The 19,682-nt window shown below is 68.4% G+C and carries 14 protein-coding genes; 3 read left to right on the top strand and 11 right to left on the bottom strand.

Features of this window, described 5'->3' with window-relative positions:
• Positions 1-37: 37 nt before the first annotated feature.
• Together ACZ69Q_RS01130 and ACZ69Q_RS01125 are read right to left on the bottom strand one after the other, a co-directional pair.
• Complete coding sequence (locus ACZ69Q_RS01130; RefSeq protein WP_471034169.1) at positions 38-430, bottom strand: hypothetical protein; 393 nt, start codon at positions 428-430, stop codon at positions 38-40.
• Positions 431-473: 43 nt separating this feature from the next.
• A complete protein-coding gene (locus ACZ69Q_RS01125) occupies positions 474-1,490 on the bottom strand; it encodes a hypothetical protein (protein WP_471034166.1) in 1,017 nt (338 codons plus the stop codon).
• A gap of 212 nt (positions 1,491-1,702) precedes the next feature.
• On the opposite strand from ACZ69Q_RS01125, the gene ACZ69Q_RS01120 reads away from it, so the two are divergent.
• Entirely contained in the window at positions 1,703-2,653 is a 951-nt protein-coding gene (locus ACZ69Q_RS01120; protein ID WP_471039977.1) for an NAD(P)-dependent oxidoreductase, read from the top strand.
• Positions 2,654-2,762: 109 nt separating this feature from the next.
• Entirely contained in the window at positions 2,763-3,134 is a 372-nt protein-coding gene (locus ACZ69Q_RS01115) for a PIN domain-containing protein (RefSeq protein WP_471034163.1), read from the top strand.
• A 37-nt stretch (positions 3,135-3,171) separates the two neighbouring features.
• On the opposite strand, the gene ACZ69Q_RS01110 is transcribed toward ACZ69Q_RS01115, so the two are convergent.
• The 9 genes from ACZ69Q_RS01110 to ngcE all read right to left on the bottom strand — a co-directional run bounded on the left by ACZ69Q_RS01110 (position 3,172) and on the right by ngcE (position 15,300).
• Positions 3,172-4,695: an amino acid permease gene (locus tag ACZ69Q_RS01110; RefSeq protein ID WP_471034159.1), complete on the bottom strand. Its 1,524-nt coding sequence runs from the start codon at positions 4,693-4,695 to the stop codon at positions 3,172-3,174.
• 142 nt (positions 4,696-4,837) lie between these two features.
• On the bottom strand, positions 4,838-6,766 hold the full coding sequence (dxs, locus tag ACZ69Q_RS01105; RefSeq protein ID WP_471034155.1) for a 1-deoxy-D-xylulose-5-phosphate synthase: 1,929 nt from the start codon (positions 6,764-6,766) through the stop codon (positions 4,838-4,840).
• Between the two features lie 227 nt (positions 6,767-6,993).
• The gene (locus ACZ69Q_RS01100; RefSeq protein WP_471034152.1) at positions 6,994-8,286 is read right to left on the bottom strand and encodes a sugar ABC transporter permease; all 1,293 of its coding nucleotides are present in this window, start codon (positions 8,284-8,286) and stop codon (positions 6,994-6,996) included.
• Positions 8,283-9,074: an ATP-binding cassette domain-containing protein gene (locus ACZ69Q_RS01095; RefSeq protein WP_471034149.1), complete on the bottom strand. Its 792-nt coding sequence runs from the start codon at positions 9,072-9,074 to the stop codon at positions 8,283-8,285. Before ACZ69Q_RS01095 ends, ACZ69Q_RS01100 begins: the two co-directional genes overlap by 4 nt.
• A gap of 198 nt (positions 9,075-9,272) precedes the next feature.
• Positions 9,273-10,376 (bottom strand): substrate-binding domain-containing protein, encoded by a 1,104-nt coding sequence (locus ACZ69Q_RS01090; protein ID WP_471039974.1) that lies wholly within the window; start codon positions 10,374-10,376, stop codon positions 9,273-9,275.
• 133 nt (positions 10,377-10,509) lie between these two features.
• Complete coding sequence (locus ACZ69Q_RS01085) at positions 10,510-11,709, bottom strand: ROK family transcriptional regulator (RefSeq protein ID WP_471039972.1); 1,200 nt, start codon at positions 11,707-11,709, stop codon at positions 10,510-10,512.
• Between the two features lie 216 nt (positions 11,710-11,925).
• Positions 11,926-12,849 carry a carbohydrate ABC transporter permease gene (locus ACZ69Q_RS01080; protein ID WP_471034146.1) on the bottom strand — a complete coding sequence of 308 codons (924 nt, stop codon included), beginning with the start codon at positions 12,847-12,849 and terminating at the stop codon, positions 11,926-11,928.
• A gap of 3 nt (positions 12,850-12,852) precedes the next feature.
• Positions 12,853-13,779 (bottom strand): carbohydrate ABC transporter permease, encoded by a 927-nt coding sequence (locus tag ACZ69Q_RS01075; RefSeq protein WP_030945807.1) that lies wholly within the window; start codon positions 13,777-13,779, stop codon positions 12,853-12,855.
• 57 nt (positions 13,780-13,836) lie between these two features.
• Positions 13,837-15,300 (bottom strand): N-acetylglucosamine/diacetylchitobiose ABC transporter substrate-binding protein, encoded by a 1,464-nt coding sequence (ngcE, locus tag ACZ69Q_RS01070; protein ID WP_471034143.1) that lies wholly within the window; start codon positions 15,298-15,300, stop codon positions 13,837-13,839.
• Positions 15,301-15,654: 354 nt separating this feature from the next.
• On the opposite strand from ngcE, the gene ACZ69Q_RS01065 reads away from it, so the two are divergent.
• Positions 15,655-19,455 carry a GH92 family glycosyl hydrolase gene (locus tag ACZ69Q_RS01065; RefSeq protein ID WP_471034141.1) on the top strand — a complete coding sequence of 1,267 codons (3,801 nt, stop codon included), beginning with the start codon at positions 15,655-15,657 and terminating at the stop codon, positions 19,453-19,455.
• Positions 19,456-19,682: the final 227 nt, after the last annotated feature.

The following is a 19,682-nucleotide window of genomic DNA, read 5'->3' as shown; positions in this document are numbered from 1 at the left end:
GCCCCGCACGCCTGATGGTGTGCGGGGCACCGGCGTCTCAGCCGTCGAGCGGGCGTCGGTCCTCGACATGGGCGACACGCAGGTCCGTGCCGTCCTGGTGGCGTTTGGTGCGGCCGTGGATGCCGATGGCCAGATGCGACGGGTCGACGGGCTCGTCGGGGGCGACGAAGGTGACGACGTCCGGGTGATGGCCGGTGACCAGCCAGCCCAGGTCGTCCTTGAGCGTGAGCACGTTGAAGTCACCGGCCGGGGAGCCCACGTGCACCGGCCCGAACTCGCCGAGAATCTCGGAGGCCTGCCCCGCGAGGTCTCCCACGGGCTCCTTCAGCACCACGCACGTCCCGTGCTCGAAGAGCACCCACGAGGTCCCCGAGGGCGCCAGGATCCGCCGCCAGACGTCGACCAGGCTTTCCGTGTCCATGAGGGTCATCCTGGCGCAGAGGTGCCCGAACGGTCCTGCGAATTACGCACGCTCAGACCTCTCGCCAAGCCTCCAACGCCAACCCGGGCTCGTCCTTGCGCCGGGTGACGAGCAACTGCCCGGACGACGGCGACAACGTGGCCGCGACCACCCGCTCGTCCTCGTCCAGGGCCAGGGCGACCACCGCGTCCGCCGGAAGCTGCGGCCCCGACTCCGTCCACCACGCGCCCGCCGACTCCTGCTCCGTCGGGTACGCGGCGAAGGCGACGCGGCCGCTTGCCGAGCGCTGGGCGAGCAACGTGCAGTCGTGGCCGTCGAGTTCACAGCGGATCGCGGTCACCGGGCCGGGGCCGGCGGACGTCAGGAGGGTCACCGGCTTGGTGCCGGGGCGCCAGGCGCACAGGTCGCCGGAGTCGTCGGCGTAGAAGAGGGTGGTGTGGTCGGCGGAGGTGGCCAGGGCGTGCAGGGTGCCCGCCCGCACCGGCGTCTCCATCGCCTCCTCCAGCACCGGGACGCTGCCCGGCTTCTCCTGCCGCCAGTGCAGCAGGGCCCCGGGGACGGCCGCGTACAGCTCGACCCGCCCCGATTCCCCCGTCACCGCGGCCAGTCGGTCGTCGACCTCGGCCCCCTTCAGGTCTCGCCAGGGACCCCAGCCGCCCACCTCCTTCTGGCCGCGCATGCTCACGCCGCCCTCCCGGTTGCGCACGAAGACATGCGCCCGCCCCTGCGCGTCCACCGTGACGGCGGGCGTACCGGTGCGGTCGCCGGCCTTGTCCGGGTGGCCGATGGACGTCCAGTCCAGCGGGGCCAGCCGCGGCCGGAAGTGGGTGGAGTGCACCAGGCCCGCCTCGCCCGCCCTGGTGGGCCGCCAAGCGGCCAGATGGGCATAGGAGTCGGCGCCCTGGCCGACCGCGGGGCCGGGGCGCAGCGGCTGGTCGCCGCCGACCTTGCGCGGAGGTTCCCAGGGGCCGCCGGGGCCGAGTTCCGCCCGGCACAGGACGGCGTCCTCGGTCGGCAGATAGACGCTGAGGCGGCCGTCACGGCCGCGGATGAGCCAGTCGCCGTTCACCGGATCACCATATGCGGGGCGGGCCGGTGCTCGTGTCCCGGCCCCGCTTCTCGGCGCACGCAACGGGTCGGCCGGTTGCGCCCCGAGCGGTCGGGGAACGCCACGAGCCGGAACGCGGGTTCACGCCCCGCCCCCTTCGCACGTGGCGCATGTCCGCGGACCCCCGGAGGATCGTCCCGTCCTGCACGATGCGAGTTCCGCGGCATCTCCGCGTGTGGCGGGCAAGCTGGACCACAGCACCAACGTCCGCACGAGAACAGGAATTCGACGTCATGACCGACAAGCTCACCGTGAGCGTCCTGGGCACCGGCATCATGGGCGCCGCGATGGCCCGCAACCTCGCGAAGGCCGGGCACACCGTCCGCGCCTGGAACCGCACCCGGGCCAAGGCCGAGCCCCTGGCCGCCGACGGCGCCTTCGTCGCCGACACCCCCGCCGAGGCGGTCGAGGGCGCCGACGTCGTCCTGACCATGCTGTACGACGGTCCCGCGACGCTCGACGTCATGCGTGAGGCGGCGCCCGCACTACGGTCGGGTGCCGTGTGGATGCAGTCGACGACCGCCGGGATCGACGCCGTCGCCGGCCTGGCCTCCTTCGCCGCCGAGCACAGTCTCGTCTTCTACGACGCCCCCGTCCTCGGCACCCGCCAGCCCGCCGAGGCCGGTCAGCTCACCGTCCTGGCGGCGGGTCCGGCCGAGGGCCGCGAGACGGTGACGCCGGTGTTCGACGCCGTCGGCGCCCGTACGGTGTGGACCGGCGAGGACGGCGGGGCGGGGACCGCGACCCGTCTGAAGCTGGTCGCCAACAGTTGGGTGCTCGCGGTGACGAACGCCGCCGGTGAGGTGCTGGCGCTGTCCAAGGCGCTCGACGTGGACCCGCAGCGGTTCTTCGAGGTGATCGACGGCGGGCCGCTCGACATGGGGTATCTGCGGGCCAAGACGGCTCTGGTGCTGAACGGCAAGCTGTCCCCGGCCTCCTTCGCGGTGAGCACGGCGGCGAAGGACGCGCGGCTCATCGTGGAGGCCGGCGCACGGCACGGCGTGGAGCTGGACGTGGCGGCGGCGAGCGCGGAGCGTTTCGAGCGGGCGGCGGCGCAGGGGCACGGCGACGAGGACATGGCGGCGGCGTACTTCGCGAGCTTCGAGGAGGGGGCCGCGGAGTGAGCGGGCCGACTCCGGCCGACGGGCGCGGAGTGAGCCGGCCGACTCCGGCCGACGGGCGCGAAACGAGCAGGCCGGTCTCCTCCCCGGGGTGCCGTGCGACCCTTGCCGCATGAACGCTGACGTCCCCCTGCTCGTGATCGTCGACGCCGCGAACGTCGTCGGGTCGGTGCCCGACGGGTGGTGGCGGGACCGGCGGGGGGCCGCGGAGCGGCTGCGGGACCGACTGGCGGCGGACGGGGTGCCGGGCCATGCGGGGCCCGTGGAGCTGGTGCTCGTCGTGGAGGGGGCCGCTCGGGGCGTGGAGAGCGTGCCGGGGGTGCGGGTGGAGTCCGCCACCGGGAGCGGGGACGATCACATGGTCGAGCTGGTCGCGCGGGCCGCCGGACGGTCCTGCCTGGTGGTGACCGCGGACCGGGAACTGCGGCGGCGCGTGACGGAGTTGGGGGCGGACGTGGCGGGGCCGCGCACGGTCCGGCCGTAGCCGGGTGCCGTGCGCGGCCCTGTTTCGTCGGGTCGGGCTACGCGGTGCCTGTGCCGTTCCCCTTCTCGACCTCGGCCTCGCTCGTCTCCTCGTGCCGTCCGAGACGGCTGTGGGAGCGGCCGTAGAGGAAGTACACGCCGAAGCCCGCCACCATCCAGATGGCGAAGCGGAGCCAGGTCTCGGCGGGCAGGTTGATCATCAGCCACAGCGAGGCGCACACCGACAGGATCGGGATGAACGGCACCCATGGGGTGCGGAAGGACCGGTGCAGGTCGGGGCGGGTGTTGCGGAGGATGATCACGCCGATCGCCACGACCACGAAGGCGAACAGGGTGCCGATGTTCACCAGGGCGGCGAGTTCGGTCAGCGGGGTGAAGCCGGCGAGGACCGCGATGATCACGCCGAGCAGGATGGTCGGCCGGTGCGGGGTCCTGAACCGCGGGTGGACGTGGGAGAAGAAGCGCGGCAGCAGTCCGTCGCGGCTCATCGCGAAGAACACGCGGGTCTGGCCGAGCAGCAGGATCATGCAGACCGTCGTCAGTCCGACCGCGGCGCCGAAGCTGATGAAGCCCGCGAACCATGGATGCCCGGTGTCCTTGAACGCGTCGGCGAGCGGGGCGTCCACGGACAGCTTGCTGTAGTGCTGCATGCCCGTGACGACGATCGACACGGCGACGTACAGCGTGGTGCAGATGACCAGGGAGCCGATGATGCCGCGCGGCATGTCGCGCTGCGGGTTCTTGGTCTCCTCGGCGGCGGTCGCCACGACGTCGAAGCCGATGAAGGCGAAGAACACGACCGAGGCGGCGGTGAAGATGCCCATCACGCCGAAGTTGGAGGGCGCCCAGCCGAACATGAGCTGGATCAGCGGGGCGTCGAGACTGCTGCCGGCGTCCACCGTCTGTGTCTTCGGGACGAACGGGTCGTAGTTGTCGCCGTCGATCAGGAACGCGCCGGCGACGATCACGGTCAGGACGACGGCCAGCTTGATGGCGACGACCAGGGACGTGATCCGCGCGGACAGCTTCATGCCGAGTACGAGGATGAAGGTGAGGACGAGGACGAGCGCGGCGGCGAGGATGTCGAAGCCGAAGACGTCGGCGCCCTCCCGGCTGCCCAGGGCGGCCGGCATCTCCCAGCCCGCGTTGTCCATGAGCGACTGGATGTAGCCGGACCAGCCGACGGCCACCACCGCCGTGCCGAGCGCGAACTCCAGGACCAGGTCCCAGCCGATGATCCAGGCCGGCAGTTCGCCGAGGGAGGCGTACGAGAACGTGTACGCCGACCCGGCGACCGGGAGGGTGGAGGCGAACTCGGCGTAACAGAGCGCGGCCAGTGCGCAGGCGACGCCGGACACGACGAACGCCAGGGCCACGGCGGGCCCGGCGTTGTTCTTCGCGACGGTGCCGGTGAGCACGAAGATGCCGGTGCCGATGATGACGCCGACGCCGAAGACGGTCAGATCCAGCGCGGACAAGGACTTCTTGAGCGCGTGCTCTGGCTCCTCGGTATCGAGGATGGACTGCTCGACTCTCTTCGTCCGGAAGAGTGTGCTGCTCACGGTTCCTCCCACGCTTGTCGTCCTCGACATGATCGAGAGGGGGCGTGATACGCCTGCCCCGGCATGGGCGGATTCACACAGATGGGCCGGTTTCACCACCGTCATGGGTGGTGAAACCGGCCCATCCGGCCGTCAGCAACCGTCAGTCGCGCGCGGGCTCCACCGAGTCGACCTCGGCGGCCGCACGGTCGAACCGGCCGTCCAGCTTGGAGACGAGACCGGTGACCTGGCGGGCGATGTCCGGGGCGGTCAGGCCGATCTCGGCCATGACCTCGGCGCGCGAGGCGTGGTCGAGGAAGCGCGGCGGGATGCCGAAGTCACGCAGCGGGACGTCGACGCCCGCGTCGCGCAGGGCCTGCGCGACCGCCGAGCCGACGCCGCCGACGCGGGAGTTGTCCTCGACGGTGACGACGACGCGGTGGCGCTCGGCGAGCGGGGCCATGGCCTCGTCGACGGGCTTGACCCAGCGCGGGTCGACGACGGTGGTGGTGATGCCCTGCTTGTCGAGCAGGCCGGCGATCTCCAGGCACATCGGCGCGAGGGCGCCCACGGAGACCAGCAGCACGTCCGGGGTGTCGGTGCCCGGCTCGCGCAGGACGTCCATGCCGCCCACCCGGCCCACGGCGGGCACGGCGGGGCCGACGGCACCCTTGGAGAAGCGGACGACGGTCGGCGCGTCCTTCACCTGGACGGCCTCGCGCAATTGGGCGCGCACCTGGTCGGCGTCGCGCGGGGCGGCGAGCCTGAGGCCGGGCACGACCTGGAGGATCGACATGTCCCACATGCCGTTGTGGGAGGCGCCGTCGGTGCCGGTGACACCGGCGCGGTCGAGCACGAAGGTGACGCCGCACTTGTGCAGGGCCACGTCCATGAGGACCTGGTCGAAGGCGCGGTTGAGGAAGGTGGCGTACACGGCGAAGACCGGGTGCACCCCGCCGTGGGCGAGGCCCGCGGCCGACACGGCGCCGTGCTGCTCGGCGATGCCGACGTCGAAGATGCGGTCCGGGAAGGTGTCCGCGAACTTCTTCAGGCCGACGGGCTGCAGCATCGCCGCCGTGATGGCCACGATGTCCTCGCGCTCCTTGCCGAGCTTGACCATCTCGTCGCCGAAGACCGACGTCCAGTCGGCGCCCGAGGCCTTGATGGGCAGGCCGGTGTCGGGGTGGATGGGACCGATCCCGTGGAAGCGGTCGGCCTCGTCCTGGAGGGCGGGCTGGTAGCCACGGCCCTTCTCGGTGAGGATGTGCACGATGACCGGGCCGCCGAAGCGCTTGGCGCGGGCGAGCGCCGACTCCAGGGCCTCGATGTCGTGTCCGTCGATCGGGCCGACGTACTTCAGGCCGAGGTCCTCGAACATGCCCTGCGGGGCGATGAAGTCCTTGAGGCCCTTCTTTGCCCCGTGCAGGGTCTCGTAGAGGGGCTTACCGACGACCGGGGTGCGGTCGAGGATCTCCTTGGTGCGGGTGAGGAAACGCTCGTAGCCGTCGGTGGTGCGCAGCGTCGCCAGGTGGTTCGCGAGGCCGCCGATGGTGGGCGCGTACGACCGCTCGTTGTCGTTGACGACGATGACGAGGGGGCGGTCCTTGGCCTCGGCGATGTTGTTCAGCGCCTCCCAGGCCATGCCGCCGGTCAGCGCGCCGTCACCGATGACGGCGACGACGTGGTCGTCCCGTTTGCGAAGCTGGTTGGCCTTCGCGAGGCCGTCGGCCCAGCCGAGGACGGTCGAGGCGTGCGAGTTCTCGATGACGTCGTGCTCGGACTCGGCCTGCGAGGGGTAGCCCGACAGGCCGCCCTTCATCTTCAGCTTGCTGAAGTCCTGACGGCCGGTGAGCAGCTTGTGGACGTAGGACTGGTGGCCGGTGTCCCAGAGAACCTTGTCCTTCGGCGACTCGAAGACCCGGTGCAGGGCGATGGTCAGCTCGACCACACCGAGGTTGGGGCCGAGGTGGCCGCCGGTCTTGGAAACCGCCTCGACGAGGAAGGTCCGGATCTCCTCTGCCAACTGGACGAGCTGCTCAGGGCTGAGCCGGTCCAGATCGCGCGGTCCCGTGATGCGGGTCAGCAGCGGCACCCGTGCCTCCTTGCAGTAGAGCTGTTCGAGCTGTTGCCGGGCTTGTCGAGTCTAATGTTCCGCCTTGGCGGAAGGTTCCCGGCCCACCCGTCGTACGTCACGCATTCGGCTCTACCCGGCAACGCACTGTGCTACAACGCCGCAAAGGGGCGCGGGAACTGCGAGAGCGGCCACATCGGACCGGCACCCGCCAGTTACCCACGCCCCTGGGGCGCTGCGCGCTAGGTCTATGCGCGACCCGCGGTCTTCTGCGTCTTACGGGTGATGGAGTCGATCACAACCGTCGTGAGCAGAACACCGGCGGTGATCATGTACTTCACCGGCTCGGCGATGGACTCGAGCTGGAGGCCGTACTGGATCGAGACGATCACCAGCACACCGAGCAGCGCGTTCCAGGTGCGGCCACGGCCACCGAACAGTGACGTACCACCGATGACGGCCGCCGCGATGGCGTTCATCAGCAGGTCACCGGTACCGGCGCTCTGGTTGGCCGACGCGATCTTCGAGGCCAGGAACAGACCGCCGATCGCCGCGAACCCACCCGAGATGGCGAACACGGTGATCCGTACCATGGTCACGTTGATGCCCGCACGACGCGAGGCCTCGACGCTGCCACCGAGGGCGAAGATCTTGCGGCCGTACGAGGTACGCCGCAGCACGAAGTCGGTGGCGACCAGGAAGACCAGGAAGATCACCGTGGCCATCGGCAGGCCCTTGTACTGGTTGTACATGATCGCCGCGGCGAAGGAGACGACGCCCAGCAGCACCGTCCGCAGGATGGTGTCGCTCAGCGGCCGGAACGGGATGCCCGCGGTCTCGCGGCGGCGGTTGCCGAGGAACGAGGTGACGAAGAACACCACGGTCACCACGGCCGCCAGGCCGTACGCGGCCGCCACGTCCGTGAAGAAGTACGTCGTCAGCTTGCCGATCAGACCGTCGCTGTCGAGGTTGATCGTGCCGTTCTCGCCCAGCGTCTGGAGCATGAAGCCGAGCCAGAACAGCAGACCGGCCAGCGTGACGGCGAACGCCGGAGCGCCGAGCACCGCGAAGAAGAAGCCGTGCGCCGCGCCGATGACGGCACCCGCCGCGACGGCGACGAGCACGGCCGCCCACTCGGGCCAGCCCTGGTTCACCGCGAGGACGGCCGCGATCGCGCTGGACGCGCCGCTGACCGAGCCGACGGACAGGTCGATCTCGCCGAGCAGCAGCACGAAGACGATGCCGACGGAGATCATGCCCGTGCCGACCATCGTGACGGTGATGTCGCTGATGTTCTGCGCGGACAGGAAGGCGGAGTTCAGGCTCTGGAAGATGACGCAGATGACGACCAGGCCGAGGATGACGGGCAGGGAGCCGAGCTCACCGGCCTTCAGCTTGCGCCGGAACTCGGTGAGGTAGCCGGCCAGGCCCTGCTCCTGCACCAGCAGGCGCGGGTCGACGGCGGTCACCGCGGCCGCGGCGGCCTCGGTGTTGAGGACCTCGTGGTCCTGCGCCGTGGCGGAGGTCTTGTCGATGCTCACTTGGAACCCTCCCCGTTCGTGCGCGCCGCACGGCGGGTCACGGCATTCTCGGTGGCGCCGGTGATGGCGGAGATGATCTCCTCCTGCGAGGTCGTCTTGACCTCGAAGACGCCGTTGTTGCGGCCCAGGCGCAGCACGGCGACCTTGTCCGCGACGGCCTTCACGTCGGCCATGTTGTGGCTGATGAGGATCACGGCGTGCCCGCGCTCGCGCAGCCGCTCGACGAGGTCGAGGACCTGGGCGGTCTGCTCGACGCCGAGGGCGGCGGTGGGCTCGTCCAGGATGACCAGCTTGGGCTCGCCGAGCATGGAGCGGGCGATGGCCACGGTCTGGCGCTGGCCGCCGGAGAGCGAGGCGATCGGGATGCGCACGCTGGGGATGCGGATCGACAGCGTCTGGAGCAGCTCGCGCGAGCGACGCTCCATCTCGACCTCGTCGAGGACACCCCATTTGCGTACCTCACGGCCCAGGTACAGGTTGCCGACGACGTCGATGTTGTCGCACAGCGCGAGGTCCTGGTAGACCGTCGCGATGCCCAGGTTCTGGGCGTCGTGCGGCCGGTTGATCGAGACGGCCTTGCCGTCCCATTCGATGACGCCCTCATCGATGGGGTGCACGCCGGCGATCGTCTTGACCAGCGTGGACTTTCCGGCGCCGTTGTCGCCCACCAGGGCGACCACTTCACCGGCGTGGACCTCAAGCTCTACGTCGGTGAGCGCCTGAACGGCACCGAACCGCTTGGAGACCCCGCGCAACGCCAGCACGGGCGTAGCGGACACGTGAACCATCTCCTTCGCCGCCTGACCCGGCGGAAGGGTTGTGCAGAGAAAAGTTGGGGGGTTCCGTCCGGCACCCCGCGCCGAGCTTGCGGGGCTGACGTATCGCGGGGCGCCGGAGGAGTCTTGTGCAGTCATGTCCCGTGCGGGAATTCAAGGACGAATTCCCGCACCTGGAAAGGGACCTGAGGCTGCTTTCGCCGATACGGCTCAGCCGGTGACGCCGGCCTTGTCGCAAGCGGCCTTGTACTTGCCGGTGCAGATCTCATCGGCGGTGTAGACGCCGTCCTTGATGACGGTGTCGTTGATGTTGTCCTTCGTCAGCGAGGTGACGGGGACGAGGACGGACGGGATGCCCTTCTCGCTGCCGCTGTCGACCTTGTCCTTGGCGATGGAGTCGAGCGACTTGCCCTGGGCGAGCGCGACGGCCATCTCGGCGGCGGCGTCGGCCTCGGGGGCGTACGGCTTGTAGACGCTCATGTACTGCTCGCCGGTGACGATGCGCTGCACGGCGGCCAGCTCGGCGTCCTGACCGGTGACCGGGACGTTGATGCCGGCGGCCTTGAGGGCGGTGATGATACCGCCGGCCATGCCGTCGTTGGCGGAGTAGACGCCGGCGATGTTGTTCTTGCCGACCGCGGAGATCGCCGCCTCCATCTCGGAGTTGGCGTTCTCCGGCTTCCACTCCTTGGTGTCGTACTCCTTGGCGATGGTGACCTTGCCGTCAAGGGCGGAGTGCGCGCCCTCCTTGAACATCGCGGCGTTCGGGTCGGTCACCGAACCGTTGATCATGACGACCTTGGAGTCCTTGGTGGCCTTGTCACCCAGGGCCTTCAGCAGGGCCTCACCCTGGGTCTTGCCGACCGCCACGTTGTCGAAGGACGTGTAGGCGCTGATCGGGCCCTCGGCCAGGCGGTCGTAGGCGACGACCTTGATGCCCGCGTCCACGGCCTTCTGGACCGAGTTCTTGATCGCCTTGGCGTCGACGGCGTCCAGGATCAGGACGTCCACCTTGTTGGTGATCATGGTGTCGACCTGCTGCGCCTGCAGGTTGGCGTCCTGCTTGGCGTTGTTGTAGTCGATCGTGGCCTTGCCGTCCGTCAGCTCCTTGATCTTCTTCTCGATCAGGGGCCGGTCGAACTTCTCGTACCGCGCGGTCTGGTTCTCCGGGAGCAGGAGACCGACCTTGATGTCGTTGCCCTTGGCGGCACTGGCGGTGGAGTCGTTGTCGCCACCGGCTTCCTCGGCGCTGCCACAGGCAGCCAGCGAGACGGCCATCGCACCAGCGGCAATGGCAACGGCGGCACGACGCATACGCGTGTTCACTTCAGAAACCTCCCTGACGAGGCCGCGTCCTTGCGGCCGAGGTGGCTGGAAGTCAACTCGGCCACACGTGCGACGTCAAGAAGTAAATCCTTAACGGGTTGGCAACGGTGCCATCCGTTCTCTAAGTGAAGGCAGGGGTGGCCGCATGGAGCGTGCTGTCCAAAAGGGTTGAATCACCCATCTCGCTGAGCGCGAGAGCGAGTGCTCCCAGCACTTCCGCACGACCGCCAAGTGCCCCGGGGAGAACGGACAGTTGGCGCGCGGCGCTGGGGATGGCGTAGCGGCCGACGGACTCCCGGATGGGCCCGAGGACCAGCTCACCGGCCTCAGCGAGATCACCGCCGAGGACCACGCGGCTCGGGTTCAGGAGGTTGCAGAGATTGGCGACTCCACTGCCGATGTGTCGGCCGACGTCGGCGATCACACGACGGCAGCCCGGGTCTCCGTCCCTGGCCAGCCGCACGACGCCTTCCATGGTCAGATCGGTGCCGTGACTGGACTGGAGCAGCGGGAGCACATAGCGCGCGGCCGCGAAGGTCTCCAGGCAGCCCCGGTTTCCGCAGCGGCAGACCGGGCCGGATTCATCAAGAGTAATATGCCCGATTTCTCCCGCTGTGCCACCCGGGCCCCGGTAGATCTTGCCGTTGATGACCAGACCGGCGCCGACACCGCTGGCGACCTTGATGTACGCGAGATCCCGCACGCCCCGCCCACTGCCCCAGACCAGCTCGCCGAGGGCGCCCAGGTTGGCGTCGTTGTCCACGTGCACGGGCACCCCGAGCCGGTCGCGCAGCTCCTCGGCGGGCTTGGTGCCGGTCCAGCCCGGCAGGATGGCCGTGGAGCCCAGGGTGCCGGACTCGACGTCGATCGGGCCGGGCACGCCGACGCCGACGCCGGCGACCTTGGAACGGTCGACGCCGGTCGCCGCGATCAGCCGGTTGACCAGCTCTTCGGCTCGGTCGAACCCCTGCGTCGAGGAGGCGTCCACGTCCAGCGGCTCGGACTCCTCGGCCAGCACCTGATGGGCGAGGTTCCCGACCGCGACCCGCAAGTGGGTATGGCCGAAGTCGACCCCTATGACGATGCCGGCGTCCCCGCTCAGCGAGACGCTGCGGGCCCGGCGGCCACCCGCCGAAGTGGGCGTGACCTCGACGGTTCCGCCGTCCTTGAGTTCACGGACGATATTGGAGACCGTCGCCGCGGACAGACCTGTGGTCCTCGCGATCTCCGCCTGGGTGAGAGATCCGGCCAGCCGTACGGCCCGCACGACCCGCTCCAGATTGGCTCGGTGCAGCGACGACTGCGACCCCGGAGTCTCCACGACGACCTCCTGCGCGCGGGACCGCATCGACGAGGCCCCGTTCGTGTCCAACTAGTGAACTCTAAGCTGAGCCGTTCGGGTTGCCTCCCGTCAAGAGGTTGAACCGGATCCGGGTACGTGCACACACCTGTGCACGCCGCCCCCAGGAGGGGAACGGCGTGCACGCGGGCGGTTTCGGAGCGCTACCTTCGGCTTACGTCACGGTGCGGAACGGGACTACTTCAGAGCCCCTGCCGTCAGCCCGGCCACCACCTGACGCTGGAAGATGATGTAGGCCGCGAGCACCGGCAGCATCGCCATCACCAGGCCGGCGAAGAGGCCGGACCAGTCGCCCTTGTAGCCCTGGCTGACGGCGAGCTGCACCAGGCCCTGGGTGAGGACCCGCTTGTCGGGATCGGTGTTGAGGACCGTGGGCAGCATGTACTGGTTCCACTGGCCCAGGAAGTTGAAGATGCCCACGCTGATCAGTCCCGGCTTGGCCATCGGGAGCATGATCTGGAAGAACGTACGGCTGTGCGAGGCACCGTCGACGAAGGCCGCCTCGGCCACCGATGTCGGCAGTGTGCGGAAGAACGCCGTGAGGAAGAACACGGTGAACGGCAGCGAGTACGCGATGTAGACCAGGATCAGTCCGTGGATCGTGTTCAGCAGTCCCATGTTGTTCACGACGTAGAAGAGCGGGACCAGCGCGAGCATGATCGGGAAGCTCATGCCGCCGATGAACAGGAAGTAGATGAAGCGGTTGCCCGGGAAGTCGAAGCGGGCGAGGACGTAGGCCGCCATCGAACCGAGCACCAGGGTGCCGATCAGCGAACCGCCCACCACCAGGATGGTGTTGAGGAAGTAGTCGCTCATATTGGCCTGGGTCCAGGCCCGCGACCAGTTCGAGAAGTGCAGTTTGTCCGGCAGCGACCAGGGCGAGCCGAAGATCGAGGCGTCGTCCTTGAAGGACGTCATCACCGCCCACAGCAGCGGCATGGCGACCATGAACGCCCAGATGACGAGAACGCCGTGGGAGAAGACGTTGAGGACGGTGCCCTCTTTCTTCTCCTTGGCCGGCGCCTTTGCCGGTACCCCGGTCTTGGTGATGGGCATCCCGGACTCGGCCGGTACGGGAGCGGTGGTCTCGGTCGTCTTCATCTGTCAGAACTCCAGCCGCTCGCGACGCCCCAGCCGCATGACGACCGCGGCGAAGGCCAGCGTGACGACGAGCAGGGCCACACCGATCGTGGTGGCGTAGGCGGCCTGCCCGTCACGGAACGCTTTCTGGTACACGTACAGGACCATGACCGTGGTCGAGTAGTCGGGGCCACCGGGTCCGGTCGTCATGATGTGTACGACCGCGAACGACTCGGCGCCGAGGGCGAGGATGCCCATGTAGACCCAGCCGGACTGCACGGTGTCCCACAGCAGCGGCAGGGTGATCCGGAAGAACGTGCTGGCGCGGCCGGCTCCGTCGAGCAGCGCCGCCTCGTACAGATCCGCCGGAATGGAGGCCATACCGGCGGAGAACAGGACCACGAAGAAGCCGACCGTGGACCAGACGATCACCGCCATCACGGCCCACAGGGCGAGATTGGGGTCGCCCAGCCAGAGCGGCTGGACGCTGTCGAGGCCGATTCCGCGCAGGATCGAGTTGATCGCGCCGCTGTCCGGGTTGTACGCGAAGGCGAACAGCAGCGCGACGATCGCGATCGACAGGACCTGCGGGAAGAAATAGACGATCTTGTAGAACGAGGAACCGCGGACACCGGTGATCGCCGGGCCGCCCTTTCTGCGCCGCCCGCCCACATTGATCATGAAGGCGAGGAAAAGCGCGAAACTGAGTGTCACCAGCGGCAGCAACAACGCGAACAGCAGGCTGTGCTGCAACGACTTCCAGAAGATGTCGTCGTCGAGCATCCTCTCGTAGTTGTCGAAGCCGACCATCTTGAATTCGGGGCTCAGCCCGGTCCAGTCCGTGAACGAGTAGTAGATGGACTGGATGAACGGCCAGACGACGAAGAGCGCGTACAGCCCCAGGGGCACCGCGAGGAACCCCACGATGAACTTGTACTTGCCGTGCTGCATTGCTATCGACCCCGATCTGCGCGCGGGTGCCGCCGCTGGTGACGGATCCTCACCGGACTACTGGTGCTTGTAGTGCTTGATCGACGTGTCCTTGGCCGCCTCGTCGGCGAAGCCCTGGATCTTCTTGATGGCCTCGGCCGGGGTGAGGCGTCCGGCCATCATCTCGCCGAGACCGGAGACACCGATCTTCTCCTTCTGGAGCTGTACGTACCAGTCCTGCAGGCGCGGGTTCACCACGTTCTGGCCGGCCTTGTCCAGCGCCGCGACGCCTGACTTCAGACCCGGGGTGAGCGTGATGCCGTCGGTGCCGCCGTTGTAGGCGGTGAGCGACTTGACCTTGCTGGTGAAGTTCTTGGAGCTCGCCTCGCTCAGCATGATGCGGAGCTGCTCCATGCCGCCCGCGGTGTTCTTCGCCTTGGCCGGGACGATGAAGGGCTCACCGCCGGAGGCCCAGATCGTGCCGAAGGGCATCTTGTCGGAGGAGTCGATGCCGGTCGGCGCGGAGACGGCGAGGTCGAAGTCCTTGGGGATGACGTTCGCCGACTCGTTCTCCACCCAGGAGCCGTTCGGGATGAACAGCGCCTTGCCCTGGGCCCACGCGGTCTGCGACTGGATGTGGTCCAGGCCCGGGGTGCCCTTGAGGACGTAGCCCTTCTTGTAGAGCTCGTAGTAGGCCTCGAAGCAGGCCTTGACCGCCGGGTGCTTCCAGGCGTTCGGCTCCAGGTTGTCGATGGCGTCGAGGACCTCGACACCGCCGACCTTGCCGATCATCGGGTAGAGCGAGAAGGGGAGGTAGTACGGGTACTTGCCCGCGTACGTCCAGCCCGCCATGCCCTTCTTCTTGGCCTTCTCGCACACCGCGAGCATCTGGTCCCAGGTCTCGGGGTACTGCTCGTCGAGCGAGTCCAGGGCCTTCTGGGAGTACCAGACGCCGTAGACCGTGTACGCGTAGTACATGATCCAGACCGGGTCGCCGTCGAACTGGCCCATCTCCACGATGCCGGGGCGCAGCGTGTCGCGGACCTTCTTGTTCGGGTCGTCGTACGACGGGGCGTCCAGCAGCGGCGTGAGGTCGGCGAGCTGGTCCTTGCCGACCAGGACGCCCATGTCCATCTGCTCGGCACCGGAGTTGTCGATGAGGTCCGGCGGGGTGCCCTGGTTGAAACGCGGCTGGAGCGTGGACTGGATCTTCTGGGTGGCGGAGAACTTGACCGTCACCTCGGGGAAGTTCTTCTCGTAGATCTTCACGGCGTCCTCGGCGTATTCCTTGCCGAAGCCGCCGTCGAACAGCACGAACTCCATCTGCGCGGTGTCATTGACGCCGAGCGGGTTCTTCGCGGTCTTCTTGCCTTCTTTGGCCTTGTCCCCGTTGCCGCCGCCCCCGCTGCTGGCACACGCGGACAGGAAGCTCATCGTGGGCACGGAGATCAGGCCGAGCGCGGCGGACCGCTTGATCAGATCGCGACGTCCGACACGTGCGGAGCCGTTGTACTCAGGGTTCTGGGCGGAAGTGGATCCCATGCTCAAGTCCTCGCCTTCTCCAGGACTCAGGCGGTGAACCGGATCACCCCCGGCACCGCGTTCGGGTCAAGCTGGGGTCGTGCAGGAAGTGCGGAATCATGTGAAGTGCCGACAGGTATAGTCCACTTCCCGCCAGCGGAGCAAGATCGAATGCAAGGTTGGCCAATGGTCTTTTCCGAGTTGAGACCTCACGGAAATATGAGTGGCCTGTGCGTCGCTTGCCCGAAAAATCCGCGACATAAGCCCCGAATGCCACAGCCAACACCCTTGACAATACTTGGCACTTGAGCCACAACTGATCCTTGCGCAGCGAAGTTGACAACGTTGTCCCGTGCGCAGGGAGGGTACCGGCTTATGCAGCAGAGAGCTCGGCACAGATGGGGTGGAAGGGCGGTCGTGTCGGCGGCCGCCTTTGCCATGGCAGTAGCCTCGCAGGGGGTGGCCGTCGCCCTGCCGGAGGCGCCCGCCGCGGCCGACCGGGAGTTCTCGTCCTCGTTCGAGGCGGGCGACCCGGCACCCGACTGGCTCAATACCGTCGACACCGCCCCGGACGGCGGCAAACGCGCCTCGGGCGTGGACGGCGGCTACAGCACCGGCATCCCGGGCAATGTGACCGACCAGGTCACGGACGTCCGGGCCAGCGGCGAGAACACCGGCGCGCGCGAGGTGAAGGAGAACCTCGTCGACGTCGAGCCGAGCACCAAGTGGCTGACGTTCGCCCCCACCGGATGGGCGGAGTTCGAGCTGGCCACACCGGTCAAGGTGGTCACCTACGCGCTCACGTCGGCCAACGACCACGACGAACGCAATCCGCAGGACTGGACCCTGAAGGGCTCCACGGACGGCACGAACTGGACCACCCTGGACACCCGCACCGGCGAGTCCTTCTCCGAGCCGTTCCAGACGAAGACGTACGAGATCGCCGATCCGGCCGAATACCGGCACTTCAGGATCGACATCACCAAGAACAACGGCGGGGACATACTCCAGCTCGCCGACGTCCAGTTCTCCAAGGGCGGGGGCGCCGACCCGATTCCCCAGGACATGCTCTCGCTCGTCGACCGCGGCCCGAGCGGCTCGCCGACGGCGAAGTCGGGCGCCGGCTTCACCGGCAAGCGGGCGCTGCGCTACGCCGGACGGCACACCGGCGACGGACGGGCGTATTCGTACAACAAGGTCTTCGACGTCGATGTGGCCGTCGGGCGCGACACCCAGCTCTCGTACCGGATCTTCCCGTCGATGGCGGACGGCGACCGGGACTACGACGCCACGAACGTCTCCGTCGACCTCGCCTTCACCGACGGGACGTATCTGAGCGACCTGAAGGCGACCGACCAGCACGGGTTCCCGCTGACCCCGCAGGGGCAGGGCGCCGCCAAGATCCTTTACGTCAACCAGTGGAACGACGTGGCCTCGCGGATCGGGTCGGTCGCGGCCGGCAGGACCGTCGACCGGATCCTGGTGGCGTACGACTCGCCCAAGGGCCCGGCGAAGTTCCGGGGCTGGCTGGACGACGTGGCGCTGAAGGCCGTACCGCAACAGAAGCCGAAGGCCCATCTGTCGGACTACGCGCTGACGACCCGCGGCACCAACTCCAGCGGCGGCTTCTCGCGCGGCAACAACTTCCCCGCGACGGCGGTACCCCACGGTTTCAACTTCTGGACGCCGGTGACCAACGCCGGTTCGCTGAGCTGGCTCTACGACTACGCACGGGCCAACAACGCCGACAACCTGCCGACGATCCAGGCGTTCAGCGCGAGCCATGAGCCCAGCCCCTGGATGGGCGACCGGCAGACCTTCCAGGTGATGCCGTCCGCCGCGTCCGGCACGCCCGACCTGGGCCGTGAGGCACGGGCGCTGGCCTTCCGGCACGAGAACGAGACGGCACGGCCGTACTACTACGGCGTGCGGTTCGAGAACGGTCTCAAGGCGGAGATGGCGCCGACCGACCACGCGGCCGTCATGCGCTTCACCTATCCCGGCGACGACGCGAGCGTGCTCTTCGACAACGTCACGGATCAGGCGGGGCTGACGCTCGACAAGGAGACCGGGACGTTCACCGGCTACTCCGACGTCAAGTCGGGGCTGTCGACGGGGGCGACCCGGCTGTTCGTGTACGGCGTGTTCGACGCGCCGGTGGAGGATGGGTCGTCGAGCGGGGTCAAGGGCTATCTGCGGTTCAAGCCGGAGAACAAGACCGTCTCGCTGCGGATCGCCACCTCCCTGATCAGCATCGACCAGGCGAAGGACAACCTGCGCCAGGAGGTCCCGGACGGCACCTCCTTCGACGCCGTGAAGAATCGGGCCCAGCGCCAGTGGGACCGACTGCTCGGCAAGGTCGAGGTCGAGGGCGCCACGCCGGACCAGCTCACCACCTTGTACTCCAGCCTGTACCGGCTGTACCTGTACCCGAACTCCGGCTTCGAGAAGGTCGGTGGGAAGTACCAGTACGCCTCGCCGTTCTCGCCGATGCCGAACCCGGACACGCCGACGCACACCGGCGCGAAGATCGTCGACGGCAAGGTGTACGTCAACAACGGCTTCTGGGACACCTACCGGACGACCTGGCCGGCCTATTCGCTGCTGACGCCGAGTCAGGCCGGTGAGATGGTCGACGGGTTCGTGCAGCAGTACAAGGACGGCGGCTGGACCTCGCGCTGGTCCTCCCCCGGCTACGCGGACCTGATGACGGGCACCTCGTCGGACGTCGCCTTCGCCGACGCCTACGTCAAGGGCGTCGACTTCGACGCGAAGTCGGCGTACGACGCGGCCGTGAAGAACGCCACGGTCGTGCCGCCCTCGTCGGGAGTCGGCCGCAAGGGCATGGACACCTCGCCGTTCCTCGGCTACACCAGCACCGAGACGCACGAGGGTCTGTCCTGGGCGCTGGAGGGCTACCTCAACGACTACGGCATCGCTCAGATGGGCCGGAAACTGTACGAGGAGACCGGCGAGAAGCGGTACAAGGAGGAGTCGGAGTACTTCCTCAACCGCGCTCAGGACTATGTGAACCTGTTCGACTCCCAGGCCGGTTTCTTCCAGGGCCGGGACGCCAAGGGCGACTGGCGGGTCGAGTCGTCCAAGTACGACCCGCGCGTGTGGGGTTACGACTACACCGAGACCAACGGCTGGGGCTACGCCTTCACCGCCCCGCAGGACAGCCGCGGCCTCGCCAACCTGTACGGCGGCCGCGGCGGGCTCGCGGACAAGCTCGACGAGTACCTCGCCACCCCGGAGACGGCCTCGCCCGACTTCATCGGCTCGTACCCCGGTGTCATCCACGAGATGACGGAGGCGCGGGACGTGCGGATGGGCATGTACGGCCACTCCAACCAGGTCGCCCACCACGCCCTCTACATGTACGACGCGGCCGGGCAGCCGTCGAAGACGCAAAAGAGCGTCCGTGAGGTGCTGTCGCGGCTCTACACCGGCAGCGCGATCGGGCAGGGCTACCACGGCGACGAGGACAACGGCGAGCAGTCGGCGTGGTTCCTCTTCTCCTCGCTGGGCTTCTATCCGCTGGTGATGGGCAGCGGCGAGTACGCCATCGGCTCGCCCCTGTTCACCAAGGCGACGGTCCATCTGGAGAACGGCCGGAAGCTGGTCGTCAAGGCGCCGAAGAACAGTACGAGCAATGTGTACGTCCAGGGCCTGAAGGTCAACGGCGTGCCGTGGAAGTCGACTTCGCTCCCCCACTCGCTCATTGCGAAGGGCGGCGTGCTGGAGTTCGACATGGGGTCGCGGCCCTCCTCGTGGGGCACCGGCAAGAACGCGGCGCCCGTGTCGATCACCCGGGACGACAAGGTGCCGACGCCGCGGGCGGACGTGCTGAAGGGTGACGGGGCGCTGTTCGACAACACCTCGGCGACCCAGGGGAGCGTCACCTCGGTCGACCTGCCGGTGGCCGAGGACGCCAGGGCCGTGCAGTACACCCTGACGTCACCATCGGACCGGACGAAGGCGCCGACCGGCTGGAAGCTCCAGGCGTCGAAGGACGGCACCACATGGCGCACGCTCGACGAGCGCTCCGGGCAGTCCTTCGCATGGGACCGCCAGACACGGGCGTTCTCCGTGGGGTCACCGGGTACGTACGGGAAGTACCGCCTGGTCCTCGACGGTGAGGCGACCGTGGCGGAGGTCGAACTGATCGGCTGAGCAGTGCGGTTGGGAGCCCCGTGCCCCTTCCCGTGCCCGTCCTCCCCGAGGGCGTCGACCCGGCCTGACTGCGGCCGGACGCCTTCCGGGCCCTCGGCTCCCGGCGGACGCTGATCCTGGGGTCGGGTCCGCGGGAGCAGACGGTGCACGGGGAAGCGGCGCAGGCCGTCGCCCGGTTCGGTGGTCGTGTCATACGCGACCCCGGGCCGGGCGACGGCGTTGGAGCT

This window comes from Streptomyces sp. NPDC036764 (genome assembly GCF_055609385.1).
Note: the sequence above shows the minus strand (reverse complement) of the source record. Positions and strands in the feature narration are given on the sequence as shown.